This is a genomic window from Cupriavidus sp. 05T313 (assembly GCF_056396665.1).
Genome location: NZ_JBFTLX010000158.1, coordinates 1 through 15,800, shown reverse-complemented (window position 1 = coordinate 15,800; position 15,800 = coordinate 1). Strand labels below are relative to the sequence as shown.

Genomic DNA, 15,800 nt, shown 5'->3' with positions numbered 1-15,800 from the left:
GGCCAAACTCGCATCGCCTTAAGGCGATACTCAAACATGGCCCCCTCTTTTCCGCTCTTTTTGCCTGACGACGAGGCGCCCCATACGGCCTGGTACACCTTGACGGCTCGCTTCGCATCGCGTGATAGGTGGCCCCTGGGGGCCTTACAGGCGGTGCATTTTTCCGGATTTGATCATGCGTATTCTTGTTGTTAATCCTAATATTTCCGAGAGCGTTACCGAGCTGATTCGCGCGGAAGCTGCGCGTACGGCTTCGCCTGGTACTTCGCTGACGATGGCGACGGCGCAGTTTGGCGTGGCTTATATCGAGACGCGTTTCGAGGCGCTGGTGGGGGGCTACGCTACGGCTTGCGTGGCGGCGGAGCATCAGGGGCAGTTCGATGGCCTGGTGGTGGCTGCGTTTGGCGATCCGGGGCTGGCGGGGCTGAAGGAATTGTTCAATGTGCCGGTGGTGGGCATGACGGAGGCGGCGCTGGCTAGCGCTTGCCTGCTCGGGCGGCGTTTTTCCATTATCGCGATCTCGCATCGGATCGAGGCTTGGTATCGCGAGTGCGTCGCGGCGAATGGGCTGACTTCGCGGCTGGCCAGCGTGCGTTGCAACAGCCATTGCGCGATATCGGCAGCGTGCAGGAGGATCATGCGGCGCGGCTGGAGGAACTGAGCCTGAAGGCGGTGCGGGAGGATGGCGCTGATGTGATCATCGTGGCAGGGGCGCCGCTGGCCGGACTGGCGCGCACGCTCAAGGACCGGATTCCGGTGCCGGTGGTGGATGGCGTGTCGAGCGCGATCCGCCATTGCGAGAGCCTGATCGCGCTGGCGCCTGTCGGTGCCGCCGAGGGCAGCTTCGCGCGGCCTCCGCGCAAGCCGAATCACGGGTTGCCGCCGACGCTGGCGGCGATGCTGGATTAACTGTGACGCTGGACGGGGCTGTCTCGGTCATCTCTTATAATTCGTCGGCCAAGCATTCCGATGCGACCGCCGGAGAGAGTACCTTGCGACAAGCCCTGTTGATCGTCGATGTCCAGCCCACCTTCTCGCCGCCGCAATGGCTGATCGATGGCCTGCTGCCACTGGTGGGCCGGATGCCCTCGGTGGCGACCGTGGAGCACCATGACGAAGCGCGCACGCCATTCATGCGCCAGCTTGGCTGGGCGCCGGGCACCGGCGATGCGCCCCTGATTCCGGCGGATCGCGTGTTTGTGAAACATGGCTATCTTCCGTCCGGCGATGCGATCGCATATCTGCGTGAGCTGGCGCCCGAGCGGGTGCTTGTCGCCGGCATACAGACGGAGACATGCGTGCTGGCGGCGGGATTCGCGCTGTTCGATGCCGGGCTGCAGCCCACGCTGCTTTCCGATCTCACCGTAGGTTCATCTCTCGATCCTTCCGGCGCGCTGGGCGTAAAGCTGTGGCGGCATCATTTCGGCAGCGTCATTACGCGCGCCGAGGCCATGGCGCAATAACACTTACCGCCCTCAGGCCGCCACCCGCAAACCCAGTTCGCCAAGGCTCTCGCGCAGCGCCTGCCTGAGCGGCGTGCGCGGCAATTCGCCCACCAGCGCTTGCAGCGCGGTGCCGTCGAGCGCGTGCGGCACCTTCCACAAGTAGGCCATCTCGGCGAGTTCGCGCCACATCGGCACTACCGCGCCGCCGGCGCGGATCAGCCACCAGGGCATGCCGCCCACGCGCGGCGCTTGCTGCATGCCGCTGGCTTCCGCCAGCGCGCTCACCAGTTGCTCGCCCGTCAGCGTATGCCCCGCGAAATGCAGTACGGCATGGCCGCGCAGGTCCGCCTGGCGCTGCGCCACGGCAACGAATGCCTGCGCCAGGTCGGGCAGGTAGGCCCAGGCGTGCGCGCGGTCGCGCGGACCTGGGTAGACGACCTTGCCTTGATCGAGCGATTTGGCGATCGCCAGGTCCATCCATGAGCCGCGCCCCGGCCCGCCAAAGAAATCTCCGGCACGGATGACCACGCTGCGCAGCGCCGGGGCGCGCTTGCGCATGGCCGCTTCGATCAGGCAACGGATCTGGCCCTTGCGCGTGCCGGGACGCTCGGCGGTGCCGGGGCGCAGCAGCGGTGGCATGGATTCGCCGTAGTTGTAGACGTTGCCAGGGAAAAGCAGCAGAGCGCCCAGTGCCTGCGCCACATCCATTGCGCTGCGCGCGAGCGCTTCGGCATGGTGCTCCCATTCCGTGTAGACGGGGTTCAGCGCGTTCACCACCACGCTGGCGCCGCGCGCGGCGGCGCTCAACTGCGCGGTGTCGGCCACGTCGATGGCGAGGCTGCGCACGCCTTGCGGCACGGCGCCGGCCAGCGGGCGGCGCGCCTGCGCCAGCACGCTCCAGCCGGCGGCGGCAAAGGCATCCTCCAGGGTGCGGCCGAGCCGGCCGTTGGCACCGAGGATCAATACGGTTTCGCTCACGATGTTCTCCTTGCTCTGCCGCCCGTCCCGCGCAGCCCGCCGGGATGGCGTGGCTGACAGGCAGGCCCGATGAAGACCATTGTGGGCAATTCCCCGCTGCCTCACAATTGCATGATCTGGTAACTCACGAATTCATTTTTGAATACCGAGAGCGGCAGGGAAAGAGAGAGGACATGGCCGAAGAATTCGACTGGGCGCTGATGCGCTCCTTCCTGGCGGTGATGGAAAACGGCAGCCTGCTGGGCGCGGCGCGGCGGCTTTCCAGCAGCCAGCCCACGCTGGGGCGGCATGTGGCGCAACTGGAGGCGCAACTCGGCGTGCCGCTGTTCGAGCGCACCGGGCACGGCCTGCAGCCCACCGACGCCGCGCGCGCCATCGCCGGGCATGCGCGCACCATGCAGCAGGGCGCCGATGCGGTGGCGCGCACGCTGGCGCGCGGCCAGGCGGGCATCGCGGGCAGCGTGCGCGTGTCGGCCAGCCGCGCGGTGGCGAGCTTCCTGCTGCCACCGCTGCTGGCGGACCTGCGCCTGCGCGAGCCGCAGCTCGCCATCGAGGTGGTGTCGTCCAACGAAGTCAGCAACCTGCTGCGGCGCGAGGCGGATATCGCCATCCGCATGGTGCGGCCCAGCCAGGCCTCGCTGATCGCGCGCAAGGTGGCAAGCGTGCCGCTGTGCGCCTGCGCCCACGACGACTACCTGCGCCGCAAGGGCGTGCCGCGCACGCCGCAGGACCTGCTGCGCCACGAACTGGTGGGCTATGACCGCGAGGACACCATCCTGCGCGGCTTCCGCGCCATGGGCGTCGAGGTCTCGCGCGAGGCGTTCGGCGTGCGCAGCGACGACGATATCGTGCTGTGGCAATCGATCCGCGCCGGACTGGGCGTGGGTTTTGCCGCGCGTTATATCGCCGCCGGGGATCCGCGCGTGCGGATCGTGCTGCCGGAGCTGACGATCCCGCCGTTGCCGGTCTGGCTCACCGTGCACCGGGAGATCCGCGGCAGCGCGCGCATCCGCGCGGTCTACGATTTTCTCGCGAGCGCCATTCCCGCCGCGCTGGCATCGGCGTAAGCCGCAGGGAGCGTGGCCCGTCTCAATCGTCGAGCCTGACATGCTCCGCAAGATGGCCGACCACGGTGGCGATGCGTCGCAGATGCCGCGACTCGGGATGCGTCAGCAGCCAAAGGTCCGTCTCGCACTCGTCCAGCGGGCCGCTGAGCGCCACCAATTTGCCGCTGCGCCGGCCCATCATCAGCGAGACGACGCCGGCACCAAGTCCGGCCTCCACCGCTTCCACCACGCCGGCAATGCTGTTGACGCGGTACTGTGGCGTCACCCGCGGCAGGTGCTTGCGCCGCCAGCGCACCGAAGGGTGATCGGGCATGGCCTCATCGGGCGCGATCCAGGGCAGGGCGGATAGCGCGGCCGCGTCGAACGGCGCGCCCGGCTCCGGGACCGGCACGCCAGCCGACTCGGCCAGTTCGCGCGATACGAACACCGCCACGCGCAAGCGGCCGAGGCATTTGCCGATCAGGTGATCGGGCGGCCGCCGCGTGGCGCGCACGGCGATGTCGGCATCGCGCCTGGTCAGGCTGACCAGCTCGTTGGTGGCGATCAGCTCGAAGCTCAGCCCCGGATGGCGGCGGCCGAGCGGCGCCAGCGCCGGCAGCACCATGCCGTGCAGCACGGTATCGGTGGTGGTGATACGCACCAGGCCCGATACCGTGCCCGCCGTTACCGAGGCATGCGCGCGCGCCGCTTCCAGCTCGGCCTCGATGCGCTCGGCATGCTGGGCGAACTGCTGCGCCAGTTCCGTTGCCAGGTAGCCCGAGCGGCTGCGCTCGAACAGGCGCCGGCCCAGGCCTTTCTCGATGCGCYGCAGCGCGCGGAACACCGTGGAGGCATCAAGCCCGAGCCGGCGCCCGGCTTCGGCCAGCGTGGCGCCGCGTACCAGCGCAAGCACGATGTCCAGGTCGGGAGAGGAGAGTTGATATGGCATGTTCATTGCAAATTTGCAGTCATGACTTGCGCTCATACGCATTGTGATTGCATCACTGCAATCCTAGACTGCCTGCACAGCCACCACAAGCCGTGGCGGCGAAACCCGAAACGCCGAACCATTCCACCTCCAAGGACAACCCGATGAAGCTCTACTACACCCCTGGCGCCTGCTCGCTGGCCGTCCATATCGCGCTGCGCGAAGCCGGCCTGCCGTTCACCCTCGCCAAGGTCGACCTGGCCACGCACAAGCTGGCCGAGCCGGAGCACGGCAGCGATGATTTCTACGCGGTCAGCCCGCGCGGTTATGTGCCGCTGCTGCAGCTGGACGACGGCTCGCGCCATACCGAGGCGGCATCGCTGCTGCAATACGTGGCGGACCTCGCTCCGGCCAGGGCGCTGCTGCCGGCCGCCGGCACCAGGGAGCGCCTGGAAGCGGTGGGCTGGCTGACGCTGGTCTCCACCGAGCTGCACAAGGTCTTCAGCCCGTGGCTGTGGCACAAGGAAACCGCCGAGAGCACGCGCGAGGCATGCATGGCCAAGGTGGCCACGCGCTTCGCCGAACTCGACAAGCACCTGGCCACCCGCGATTTCCTGGCCGGCAGGCAGTTCACCGTGGCCGACGCCTACTGCTTCGCCATCGTCAACTGGGCCAATATCCTCCACATGCCGCTCAACCCCTATCCCGCGCTGCAGTCCTACCTGTCGCGCGTGGCGGCGCGCCCCAAGGTGCATGAGGCGCTGGTGGCCGAAGGGCTGGCGCGCGACTGATGGCGCGGATCAGGCTGCCGCGGCGGCGAAGGGCGGCAGCCTGTAATTGTCCTGGCTCAGCAGGTCCAGCCCGCACTCGAGCGTCGACACCCAGTCGATGAACTGCGCCACCATGGCCTTGCCGCGAAATGACGGACCGTGCTGCGGCACGATCCACTCGATATCCAGTTCGCGCGCCATATTGGCCCACAGCCGGCAGGCGCGGTTGCCGCTCATATAGCGCTGGTGGAACGGCAGCATGGCGTGCGTGTGGGCGGCAAAATCCTCCACCACCGTGCCCGCCTCCCGCGCGCTGGTCATGGCCGCGCCAAGGTCGCCGGAGAACAGGATCTTGCTGACCGGATCGTAGAACTGGAAGTTGCCTTCCGAGTGCAGGAAATGCGCCGGCACCGCCAGCAGCGTGCAGTTGCCCAGCGGCACCGGCATGCCGGCGTCGGGGATGGTGACGATGCGCCCTTCCGTCTTGCCGGCCTGGCAGAAATGCGGCAGGAAGCGCGCCCACACGCGCGAGATCAGGATGCGGCTGCCGGAGGCGGTAAGCCAGCGCCCGAGCGAGGCGACGATATCCGGATCGGCATGCGAGGCCAGCACGTAGTCGAGCTGCTTGGGCGGAAAGTAGCGGCTGATGGCAAGGTACAACTCGCCGTAGGTCATGTGCCCGCCGGGATCGATCAGCGCGCCGTGGCCGTGATCGACGATCAGGAACTGGTTGGTCTGCACCACCTCGCCGTGCTCTTCCTCGACCAGGTCGGAAAACAGCAGGCACGTATGCCCGCCGGCGTCGTATAGCGTGATGGCCATCGTCTGTCTCTCCCCAAAGCGGCGAAAGTAGCGATGGCGGCGCTTGCGCGGCTTGACGCCGGTCAATTAGTGGTCGAATCGGTCCCCGATGCAGCGGGTCCGGTCACGCCGGAGGGCGGAGAGGCGCGCCGTTCCCGTACCCGCGCCTGCGGGCACCGCTCTGGAACGGCGCCGATTGCCTAGCGCGCGCCGTCCAGCAGTTGCTCGATCTTGCCGACGAACTGCCGGTCGTCCGGCTTGGTCATGCTGTTATAGCTGCCCACCACCTGGCCATTGCGGTCGATCACATACTTGTAGAAATTCCACTTCGGCGTGGTGCCTGACTGCCTGGCCAGCAGCGCGTACATGGGGTTGGCATCGCTGCCGCGCACATGCGACTTGCCGAGCATCGGGAATTTCACGCCGTAGGTGTTGTAGCAAAAGTCCGCGATCTCTTTGGAAGACCCGGGCTCCTGCGAGAAATCGTTCGAGGGGAAACCCAGCACCACCAGCCCGCGTTCGCGGTACTTGGCGTACAGCGCCTCCAGCCCTTCGTACTGCGGGGTGAAGCCGCAGTAGCTGGCGGTGTTGACCACCACCACGACCTTGCCGGCGTACTGGCAGAGGTCCTGCGGTGCCTCGTCCTGCAAGCGGGGGAACTTGAAGTTCAGCGATGCCGGGCAGGCGCCGGCCGGTTTCGCCGCGCCGGCGGCCGGGGCATCCGCGGCCCGCGCGAGACGCGGCGTGGCGACGACAGCTGCGGCGCCGGCCAGGATCAACGCGCCAGTCAAGGCGGTACGTTGCAAGGCGCGTGAGCGTTGAACGGGAAGACGGCGCATGAACGGGACTCCAGAAGTGGTCTGTCCGTAGTCTACGCCGTTGGCCGCCGGTTGGATGCGGGCGTTGTGCCGGACGCGGCCCGTGCCGCCTCCCGCCCGCTTACTCCATCGCCAGCGTGGCCGCGTGCTCGGTCACGCTGCTGCGCAGTTCCACGTCCGGCATGCGGCGCACGATCGCCAGCGCCAGCAGGGCGGCGACGGCGCCCACGGCGAAGATCAGCTGGAAGCCCGACTCCACGCCGCCCGTCAGCACGTCCCGCACCGCGGGCGAAAGATGGGCCAGCGCCTCGCTGCCGTGGCGCAGCGCGCCCAGGTCCAGGACCTGGCTCACGCCGGAAGCCTGCAGCGCATTGCGGAACTCCAGCGTCAGCAAGGTGCCGGCCAGCGCACCGCCAAAGGCGCTGCCGAGCGAACGCAGCACCAGCAGCGCGCCGGTGCCGGCGCCGGTATCGCGGCGCTCCAGCACGTTCTGCACCGTCATCAGGGTGCCCACCATCGCCATGCCCAGCCCCACGCCGGCCACCGTCATCGCCAGCAGCACCAGCACCAGCGGCGTGCCGGGCGATACCGCCACCAGCGCCAGCAGGCCAAGCGCCGCCGCGATGAAACCGCCGGTGAGGATGCCGCGCATCCGCCCCAGGCGCGGCGCCAGCCCGGCCACGATAAAGTTGCCCGCCACCGTGGACAGCAGGAACGGCACCACCAGCAGGCCGGATTCCGAAGCATCGGCGCCGCGCACCAGCTGGAAATGCAGCGGCAAGGCGAAGATGCACAGGAAGATATTCAGCGCCGCCATCGCGGACGCCGCCACGCCCAGCACATAGGCGCGGTTGCGGAACAGCCGCGGCGGCAACATCGGATCCGCCGCGCGGCGCTCCTGCCAGACCAGCGCGGCCGTTGCCGCCACTGCCAGCAGGGCCAGGCCGGCGATCTCCGGCGACAGCCAGGCATAGACATCGCCGCCCCAGCTCATCGCCAGCAGGAAGGCCACGATGGAAACGGTCAGCAGCAACGCGCCGCCCCAGTCCACCCGCGCGGCGCCGCCGCGCGCCTGCAACTGGCTCAGGCCGCGATGGCACATGAACATCGCCAGCAGTCCCAGCGGCACATTGATCCAGAACAGCCAGCGCCACGAGAGATGATCCGAAGTCCAGCCGCCGACCAGCGGACCGGCGATGGAAGCCACCGCCCACACCGTAGCCAGGTAGCCCTGGTAACGCCCGCGCTGGCGCGGCGCCACCACATCGGCAATGGCCGCCTGCGCCAGCGACATCAGGCCCCCGCCGCCAATGCCCTGCAGCGCGCGGAACAGGATCAACTGCTCCAGCGAGGCCGCCATCGCGCACGCCACCGAAGCCAGGATGAACAGCGCGATCGCCAGCATCAGCAGCCGCCGCCGGCCGTACGTGTCGGACAACTTGCCGTACAGCGGCGTGGAAACCGTGGAAGTGATCAGGTAGGCCGTCACGATCCACGACAGGTGGCCAAAGCCGTTCAGGTCGTTGGCAATCGCCGGCACGGCCGGGATCACCACGGTCTGGTCCAGTGCCGCCAGCAGGATGCACAGGACGATCCCGCCGATCACGCGCATGATGGCCTGGTGGCTCAGGGTAGGGGTAGGGACAGGAGTGGCAACGGAGGAAGAAGGCGAAGCGGAAACAGACATCGAAAGGCAGCCGGCACGTAAGCATGAGTAGCCAGCGTTGCGCCCAACGGCAAACAAGTCACACTCTTTGTCCGCTTACAGCGTGGAACATGGCCACAAGATTGAATTCAGCTGATTGAACGCGTACCCAGTGCTGCGCGACGGAGGTGCTGCCGGTAGCAGCAGAGGCCACATGGGCGGCTCGGGAAGGGCCAATTCAGTGAACGCATAATTATATGCGGAGACTGAATATCGAGTGCGGGGCTAAGTTGGTTTGTGATGCGGCGTGGCGTGAGCGTCTTGCCGGATCATGGGTGCTTTTTTCCCGTTCTCCCCGCTATCGGACAGGAAATTGGCGAGAAGCCGCATGCGGAAAGGCGCTGRCATTTTTTTGCCGTACCCGTTCCAGCATAAGCGGCGCCTGCGGTGGTCACGCCCCGGCAGCCACCCGCTTGCGCCAGTCCGAGACGCTGCAGCCAAAGGCGGCGTGGAACCAGTGACTGAAACTGCTCTGCGCGGAAAAGCCCAGCAGCCCGGCGACCTCGCCGATCGGCAGGTCGCTCTCTTGCAGGTGGCGCATCACCAGTTCCGAGCGCACCTGCTTGAGYAGGACTGAGAATGTCAGCCCTTCCGCGCTGAGGTAGCGGTGCAGCGTGCGGCGATCGACGCGCAGAAGATGCGCCACCTGCTGGGTAGTGCAGCGTCCTCCCGGGAGCAAGGCCAGGATCAGCTCCCGGCACGATTCGCGGACGCCTTCATCGCGGTGCCGCAGCGCCGCCTCCAGGTAGTCCCGCGCGAAGCGCGCGGCGCCCGGATTGTCGGGCGTGCGCGGCATCTGCAGATCGGCCGCCGCGCAGACCAGGCCGTTGAATGGCTGATTGAACATCGGGCTGCGCCCGAAGAAGGCGCGGTGCGCCGACGCATCGACCGGCGGGCGATGCGTGAAGCAAACCTCCAGCGGCCGCCACTTGGGACCGATCAGCTCGCGCAGAATGCGGAATTTCACGCCGACCGCCAGTTCCATCGCCTGCCGCGTGGCCAGTCCGGGGCTGGGCAGAAGCTCTTCACGAATGATGACGGACTGGCCGGCGTCCTCGATACGCGTGATCAGCGTAGCGCTAAGCAGTTTCAGGTAGCGGCACAAGGTGTCGAGCGCCTGCCGCGGGGTCGGCTCTTCCTTCAGCACCAGGCTGATGGGCCCCAGGTTGGAGAAGGTGCGCCGCGCCGCCAGGCGCAGGGCAAGGTCTTCCACGCCGGTGGCGCGCGCGGTGACTTCGAGCAATTCGCGCACGGCGTGGCTGGGGATTGGCGTCTCGGGATTTTCGAGCAGCCGCGCCGACAGCCCCACCCCTCGCAGGAAGGCGTGGGGATCGCGCCCGAGCGACTCCACCAGCTCGATGTAGCCGTTCAGGCTGGCACTGCGAATCAGTTTACCGACGTGTTGCATAGGTTCCGCCAATGCCTCGGCGCACCCCGACGATGCGCCGCACCTGCTGCACTTGCTGCGCATTGCTCGTTGCGTTATGACTTTCCACTGGCCGCGCTACGGCTTTTTTCCAGCTCCTGCAGCTGTCGCCACATCACTTTGCCCGTGCTGGACCTGGGCAGCGCATCGACGAATTCCACCACGCGTGGATACTTGTAGGCTGCCATGTTTTTCCTGGCCCAATCGATGATCTCTTCCGGCGTCGTGTCCTTCGCGGTGGATTTGAGCACCACCAGGGCTTTTACTGTCTCCCCGCGATAGGCGTCATGGGTGCCGATGATGCAGGCATCCTGTACAGCGGGGTGCTTGTATAACAGGTTCTCGACTTCCGAGGGCCATACCTTGAAGCCGGACACGTTGATCATCCGCTTGAGGCGATCCGTGATGAAGTAGTACCCATCCCCATCCACGGTGCCCAGATCGCCGGTCCGGAAGTAGGTTCGTCCTTCCAGTTCGATGAAGGCATCCCGTGTAGCGTCGGGCTTTCCCCAATAGCCCTTGAACACCTGCGGTCCGCTGACGATGATCTCGCCGACTTCGCCGACCGGCAATACCTTGAGCGTCGTCGGGTCGATTACGCGGGCTTCCGTATTGAAGGTCGGCAAACCGAGACATTGCTGTTTGGGCCGATGGCTCGGATTGTTGTGTGTTGCGGCCATTGTTTCCGACAGCCCGTATCCTTCCAGGTAACTGAGCCCGAACTGTTGTTTCAGACGTTCTGCGACCGCTTGCGGCATGGCCGCGCCTCCGCCCCCAACGTGGCGCAGGGTTGTGAGATTGAATTGCTCGAGATTCGCGCTTGCAAGGAGATCGATCACCATGGTTGGATTGCCCATCCAGTGGGTAACGCCATGCTGCGAGATAAGCCGGCCCGCGGCCTCGCGATCCCAGCGTGGCAGCATCACGATAGTAGCCCCGCAATAGATCGGTGCGTTCATGCCATGCTGCATGCCGCTCACGTGAAACAATGGCAATACCGAAAGGACGACCGATCCGGCCTCGCATGCCGACCAGATGCCATTGCCGATCGCGTTATGCATGACGGATCGATGCGTATGGATGCACCCTTTGGGCGCGCCCGTGGTGCCAGAGGTATAGGGCATGACAGCCATGTCGCCGGCTTCGGCGTCATCTCGTGCGGGGACGCAGCCCGCTGCGAGCGCGTCAGACCAAAGCGACACCTTGCCGGCAGCCCACGCAGGCTGTTCGTACTGCGCCGTCATCCACGCCGGCAGCGAAGGCTCGGGGGCTGCATCGGCAGCAAGCAGGTCCGCCGCATAGCGGGTCATCAGCACGCATTGAATTTGGCCAGCCGACAGCAGGTCCGCGCTAATCCCTGTATCGAAGGCGTCCGCGGCGCACACGACCACCCGGGCCGCGCTATCCGTAGCGTAATGACGGAATTCGTCGGCCTTGTTCATTGGGTTGACCGGCACGACAACCGCTCCGGCACGCAGGATGGCGTAGTAGGCGACGATGAACTGCGGGCAGTTCTGCATATACAGCAACACCCGGTCGCCTTTCCTGACGCCGGCTTCGTGCTGAAGCCATCCCGCAATGGCCATCGCTTGCGCATGCAGATCGCGAAAGCTCACCGCATGGCCATGGCAATGGATTGCGGTCTTGCCGGGAAAACGCCGCGTGGTGACTTCCAGGTTGTACCAGATGGACGTTTCCGGCGACACAATCCCGTCCGACCCCTTACCGGAATTTACGTGCGCCGGTGGAAAATCCGGCCTTGCGTGCAACATCGCTTACTCCCCCTCTTTCTTGACACTCTGCTTGAGCCCCCGCCAGCGCTGCCGCGTCTGGATCTTCATTCGGGCTTGAAGTTGATCGAGCGCAATAGCTTGCCCTGCYGTTCGTAGGATTCGCGCACGTCTACGGAAAGCTCTTCGCTGGTAGCCGGTGAACCGACTTCCATGCCAAGGTCTTCGATCTTCTGCCGGATCTCGCGCGATTGCATCGCCTTGAGCGTGGCGTCGCGCATCTTGGCCACCGCGGCTGGCGGTACGCCCGGCGCCGACCAGAGCGCCATCCAGCTGACCTCCTTGAGGTCGGGAAATCCCAGTTCGGCGAAGGTCGGAAGATCAGGCAGCGCGGGGATCCGCTTGGGGTAGGCAATGGCAAATGCCCTGAGCTTTCCTGACTTGATGAACGGAAGCGAAGTTGCCGGACCGTCGAACATGAGCGGAACGTGCCCCCCCATCACGTCTTGCAGCGCAGGCGGCGACCCCTTGTAGCTCACGGTGCCCGTCGTCAGTCCGGCAAGGCGATTGAATTGCACGCCGATGGTCTGGCCACGCAGGCCGACACCGAAATTCGCATAGTCGACCCTACCCGGATTCGCTTTGACATACGTGATCAGTTCCCCGAGGTTTTTCGCGGGCAGGCCGGGATGGCCGATGAGCACGAGACCCTGCCGGGTAAGCTGCGCAATCGGAACAATGTCCTTGAACGGATCGTAAGACACATGCATGGCGTGGGGCACTTCCGAGGCAATGCCCTTTTGAATCAGCAGGAATGTGTATCCGTCCCGTGGCGCCGACAGCAGGCCGTGGACGCCGATGGTTCCCGCCGCGCCGGCTTTGTTGTCGACGATCACGGTCTGTCCAAGCGGGCTTTGCAGCGCATTCGCGAAGAGGCGCGCCACGATATCGGCCGTGCCGCCCGGCGGTGCGGCAACGATGATCCGCACAGGCTTGGCCGGCCACTCGGCGGCATTCGCCGCTGGCGCGGTCGACAGCAGTGGGACGACTGCAATCGCGAGCGCCAGCGTCTGGCGTGCAATCAGGGGGATGCGCATGTCTCGCTCCAGTTGTGTTGGTAGAGTCTCTTGGCTCCTGGGCCAACCGGCATGCTTCGATGCTGCGGCCCGGCTCTGATATGGCCTTCGGGCAAATTCTAGTGGGCTCGCTCATCCGGGCGCTTTGCATCGCACGACAGAATCTTGCGGATCGCGACAACCGGTGTGCCGGCTGGCCCTTGTCCCAAGTAAGCAATTGAATGTCCCGGATTAGCAAGCGGGAATGGCTTGTGCCCAAGATACTCAGGGGACCAAACCGATAGCAGCCCTTCCCCCTGGAGAACCACCATGAATTTCCTCGACGGCCACTTCTTCCCCGAAAACCAGCAGCCCCTGATCATCACGGCCGCGCCCTATGCACCCGGCTGGTTGCCTGACGACTTTCCCGAGGACATCCCGGTCACGATGGAAGACCAGATCCAGAAGGCGGTGGACTGCTACAACGCCGGTGCCACGGTGCTGCACCTGCACGTGCGTGAACTCGATGGCCGGGGCAGCAAGCGCTTGTCCAAGTTCAACGAACTGATCGCCGGCGTGCGCAAGGCGGTGCCCGAGATGATCATCCAGGTCGGCGGTTCCATCTCCTTCGCCCCCGAGAACGATGGCCAGGCCGCCAAGTGGCTGTCTGACGATACCCGCCACATGCTGGCCGACCTGGAGCCCACGCCGGACCAGGTCACGGTGACCGTCAACACCTCGCAAATGAACGTCACCGATCAGGCCGAGGATGCGGATTTCGCGGGCACCTCGCGCGCGAACCCTGCCATCTTCGGCGCCTACAAGGAAATGACAGTGCCTGCGCAGCCAGGATGGGTGGAGGAGCACGTCCGCCGCCTGACGGCCAAGGGCATCCAGAGTGCATTCCAGTGCTACAACCTCAACAGCTTCGAGTCGGTGGAGCGATTGATGCGCCGCGGCTTCTACAAGGGCCCGCTGGTCATGAACTGGGTGGCCATCGCCGGCGGCATGGATACGCCCAATGTCTACAGCCTCGGCAACTTCATGCGCGCGGTGCCCGATGGCGCGGTCGTCACGGTGGAAAGCAACGTGCGCAACGTGCTGCCGGTCAACATGATGGGAATTGCCATGGGCTTGCACGTGCGCTGCGGCACCGAGGACTGCCTGTGGAACCAGTCGCGCACGGAGAAAATCAGCACCGTGAAGCAGATCGAGCAACTGGTGCGCATCTCGCGCGAGTTCGGCCGCGAGATCGCCACCGCGAAGCAGGCGCGCGAGATCTCCAGGATCGGTGTTTTCTACGACACGGTGGAGGAATCCCTGCAGGAGAACGGTTTCGCGCCAAATCGCAACGGCGGCAACCAGGGCTTCCTGCGCAAGACGTTCTGAGCGCGGGTCCGGGCGACGGGCCAACTACTAAGATATAGCAGGCTTGACACGGCCCGTACGCTTGGATACCGTCAGCGGCAACAACGCGGCTGCAACGCCGCGCCGCCGGCCAGTGATGAATTGTATGCGCAGTAGCTCCTCGCCTGGGCGGCCAAGGATTCAGCCGCCAAAGGATTCGCCCGAGTGATCACATGAGTACTCTGATTCGCAGCGCCCTCCTGGTCAAGTACTCCGAGATTGCCCGGACCTTGGGTGTCGACCCGGAGCGCATGATCCACCACGTCGGGGCCGACCGGTCTTGTATCCTTTCGCCGGACCTGCATGTTCCGGAGTCATGGCTGGCAAAGGTGYTCGAATCCACCGAGCAGGCGTCCAGTTGCACTTCCGTCGGCCTGCTGATGGCCGAAGCCTGGCGGCTGTCCGATTTCGGTCCCGTCAGCCTGCTGCTCCAGCACCAGCCGACGCTGCGTCATGCACTGGGGCAGTTGGAGACGTATCGTCACCTGCTGAGCGAATCCGTTACCGTCCACGTTGAGGAAATCGATGATATCGCCATCGTCCATCAGCAGCTGATTACGGAAAGGCCGAATCCTGGCAGGCAGCCTGTGGAGCTTTCGGTCGGCGCGCTGCTGTGCCTGATGAAATCGATGCTTGGGGGAAGGTGGAAGCCGCGCAGCGTACACTTCTCGCATCTCGCGCCCGCAAGTCTTCATATCCACCATCGGCTGTTCGACACGAGAGTCGAATTTGGCTGCGACTTTGACGGCATCATCCTGGACCGTCAGGACCTTGACCGGCGCAATCCGCTGGGCGACGTGAACCTATCCCGCTACGCCAAGGAGTTGCTCGACCAGAATTTGCTCGGCAGACAGGTTTCCATGGCGTCCAATGTGCGCCGCGCGGTCCACCTGCTCTTGCCGCAGGGGCGAAGCGGCATTGACAAGGTCGGCGAGAAGCTCGGGTTGAGCGCCCGCACGCTGCAACGCCGGCTCGAACAGGAAGGCGAAGAGTTCTCCTCCCTGGTGAACGAGGTCCGGCGCAGCCTGGCCATCCGCTACCTTGGGGACCAGCGATATCCCGTGTCCCAGGTCGCGCTCCTGGTTGGATTCTCCGAGGTAAGTACCTTCTCTCGCTGGTTCAGCGCGCAATTTGGCAAGTCGCCGACTCGCTGGCGAGGCGACTTGCTCGTGTGACCGGGCGGGCCTTGTCACTACTGTGGCCCTCCCCCTGAGCGGCTGATCCGCATCGATACCCCGGGCCAGCCACCACCCATCGATACTCACCATCAAGACTCGCCATCCATGCCCGCCATCTGACTGACGGCTGCTCGGGTCCCACCCGTGCATGGCTGTCACGATTGGCCAAGTTGTGGCGCGTCCCGTCAAGCGGCCGAGGGTGGAACTGCCGAGAATCCCTGAGCGTCAGGGCTCAGGAGCGATGGCCGTGCATTTGTCTGGTCTCCTGGGCCATTAAACAGGAGACAGGATGAAAGCAGTACGCGTAATACCAGGCGCCGACGGTGGCCGGCTCGAGGTGCAGGATATTCCCGTTCCGAATCCGGGTCCCAATGAAGTGCTGGTCCGGGTCTTTGCGTCGGGCATCAACTTTGGCGAGATCAAGTACATGCGGGAGCATCGGGCTGGCAACCCGATGACCCCTGGCGTCGAGTTTGCGGGCGAGGTCGTCCGCGTCGGCGAGCAGGTCGGCGG

Annotated in this window: 14 protein-coding genes and 1 pseudogene; 7 read left to right on the top strand and 8 right to left on the bottom strand. The window is 65.5% G+C overall.

The features are described 5' to 3' along the window. The first annotated feature begins 175 nt into the window (after positions 1-175). Together AC1DKD_RS27730 and AC1DKD_RS27725 are read left to right on the top strand one after the other, a co-directional pair. Positions 176-909: pseudogene (locus AC1DKD_RS27730) on the top strand (aspartate/glutamate racemase family protein). Positions 910-992: 83 nt separating this feature from the next. Continuing rightward, the gene (locus tag AC1DKD_RS27725) at positions 993-1,463 is read left to right on the top strand and encodes an isochorismatase family protein (protein ID WP_441637654.1); all 471 of its coding nucleotides are present in this window, start codon (positions 993-995) and stop codon (positions 1,461-1,463) included. A 12-nt stretch (positions 1,464-1,475) separates the two neighbouring features. Here the strand turns inward: AC1DKD_RS27725 and AC1DKD_RS27720 are convergent, their stop codons facing one another. Beyond that, entirely contained in the window at positions 1,476-2,423 is a 948-nt protein-coding gene (locus AC1DKD_RS27720; RefSeq protein WP_441637656.1) for an NmrA family NAD(P)-binding protein, read from the bottom strand. 173 nt (positions 2,424-2,596) lie between these two features. Here AC1DKD_RS27720 and AC1DKD_RS27715 point away from each other — a divergent pair, with 173 nt between their 5' ends. After that, positions 2,597-3,490, top strand: coding sequence for a LysR family transcriptional regulator (locus tag AC1DKD_RS27715; protein ID WP_477104393.1), 894 nt, complete (start codon positions 2,597-2,599; stop codon positions 3,488-3,490). 22 nt (positions 3,491-3,512) lie between these two features. On the opposite strand, the gene AC1DKD_RS27710 is transcribed toward AC1DKD_RS27715, so the two are convergent. Then, positions 3,513-4,424, bottom strand: coding sequence for a LysR family transcriptional regulator (locus AC1DKD_RS27710; protein WP_477143947.1), 912 nt, complete (start codon positions 4,422-4,424; stop codon positions 3,513-3,515). A gap of 137 nt (positions 4,425-4,561) precedes the next feature. Here AC1DKD_RS27710 and gstA point away from each other — a divergent pair, with 137 nt between their 5' ends. After that, the gene (gstA, locus tag AC1DKD_RS27705) at positions 4,562-5,188 is read left to right on the top strand and encodes a glutathione transferase GstA (RefSeq protein WP_477104394.1); all 627 of its coding nucleotides are present in this window, start codon (positions 4,562-4,564) and stop codon (positions 5,186-5,188) included. A 9-nt stretch (positions 5,189-5,197) separates the two neighbouring features. On the opposite strand, the gene AC1DKD_RS27700 is transcribed toward gstA, so the two are convergent. From AC1DKD_RS27700 to AC1DKD_RS27675, 6 genes are all read right to left on the bottom strand, one after another. Beyond that, entirely contained in the window at positions 5,198-5,989 is a 792-nt protein-coding gene (locus AC1DKD_RS27700) for an oxygen-binding di-iron domain-containing protein (protein WP_441633948.1), read from the bottom strand. Between the two features lie 179 nt (positions 5,990-6,168). Beyond that, on the bottom strand, positions 6,169-6,807 hold the full coding sequence (locus AC1DKD_RS27695) for a glutathione peroxidase (protein ID WP_441633950.1): 639 nt from the start codon (positions 6,805-6,807) through the stop codon (positions 6,169-6,171). A 100-nt stretch (positions 6,808-6,907) separates the two neighbouring features. Next, positions 6,908-8,398 carry an MDR family MFS transporter gene (locus tag AC1DKD_RS27690; RefSeq protein ID WP_477104395.1) on the bottom strand — a complete coding sequence of 497 codons (1,491 nt, stop codon included), beginning with the start codon at positions 8,396-8,398 and terminating at the stop codon, positions 6,908-6,910. A gap of 484 nt (positions 8,399-8,882) precedes the next feature. Further along, positions 8,883-9,899, bottom strand: a complete 1,017-nt coding sequence (locus AC1DKD_RS27685) for an AraC family transcriptional regulator (RefSeq protein WP_441633954.1) — start codon at positions 9,897-9,899, stop codon at positions 8,883-8,885. Positions 9,900-9,973: 74 nt separating this feature from the next. After that, entirely contained in the window at positions 9,974-11,689 is a 1,716-nt protein-coding gene (locus tag AC1DKD_RS27680; protein ID WP_441633956.1) for a long-chain fatty acid--CoA ligase, read from the bottom strand. A gap of 65 nt (positions 11,690-11,754) precedes the next feature. Continuing rightward, positions 11,755-12,744 carry a Bug family tripartite tricarboxylate transporter substrate binding protein gene (locus tag AC1DKD_RS27675; RefSeq protein WP_477143946.1) on the bottom strand — a complete coding sequence of 330 codons (990 nt, stop codon included), beginning with the start codon at positions 12,742-12,744 and terminating at the stop codon, positions 11,755-11,757. 288 nt (positions 12,745-13,032) lie between these two features. On the opposite strand from AC1DKD_RS27675, the gene AC1DKD_RS27670 reads away from it, so the two are divergent. From AC1DKD_RS27670 to AC1DKD_RS27660, 3 genes are all read left to right on the top strand, one after another. Continuing rightward, positions 13,033-14,091 carry a beta-keto acid cleavage family enzyme gene (locus AC1DKD_RS27670; RefSeq protein ID WP_441633960.1) on the top strand — a complete coding sequence of 353 codons (1,059 nt, stop codon included), beginning with the start codon at positions 13,033-13,035 and terminating at the stop codon, positions 14,089-14,091. Positions 14,092-14,282: 191 nt separating this feature from the next. Further along, entirely contained in the window at positions 14,283-15,284 is a 1,002-nt protein-coding gene (locus AC1DKD_RS27665) for an AraC family transcriptional regulator (RefSeq protein WP_477143945.1), read from the top strand. 292 nt (positions 15,285-15,576) lie between these two features. Further along, a partial coding sequence (locus AC1DKD_RS27660; protein WP_477143944.1) for an alcohol dehydrogenase catalytic domain-containing protein occupies positions 15,577-15,800 on the top strand: 224 nt, incomplete at its 3' end.

Coding starts and splice junctions, on each gene's coding strand:
- AC1DKD_RS27715 (WP_477104393.1), top strand. CDS start 2,597: ATGGCCGAAGAATTCGACTGGGCGCTGATGCGCTCCTTCCTGGCGGTG.
- gstA (WP_477104394.1), top strand. CDS start 4,562: ATGAAGCTCTACTACACCCCTGGCGCCTGCTCGCTGGCCGTCCATATC.
- AC1DKD_RS27700 (WP_441633948.1), bottom strand. CDS start 5,989: ATGGCCATCACGCTATACGACGCCGGCGGGCATACGTGCCTGCTGTTT.
- AC1DKD_RS27695 (WP_441633950.1), bottom strand. CDS start 6,807: ATGCGCCGTCTTCCCGTTCAACGCTCACGCGCCTTGCAACGTACCGCC.
- AC1DKD_RS27690 (WP_477104395.1), bottom strand. CDS start 8,398: ATGCGCGTGATCGGCGGGATCGTCCTGTGCATCCTGCTGGCGGCACTG.
- AC1DKD_RS27680 (WP_441633956.1), bottom strand. CDS start 11,689: ATGTTGCACGCAAGGCCGGATTTTCCACCGGCGCACGTAAATTCCGGT.
- AC1DKD_RS27670 (WP_441633960.1), top strand. CDS start 13,033: ATGAATTTCCTCGACGGCCACTTCTTCCCCGAAAACCAGCAGCCCCTG.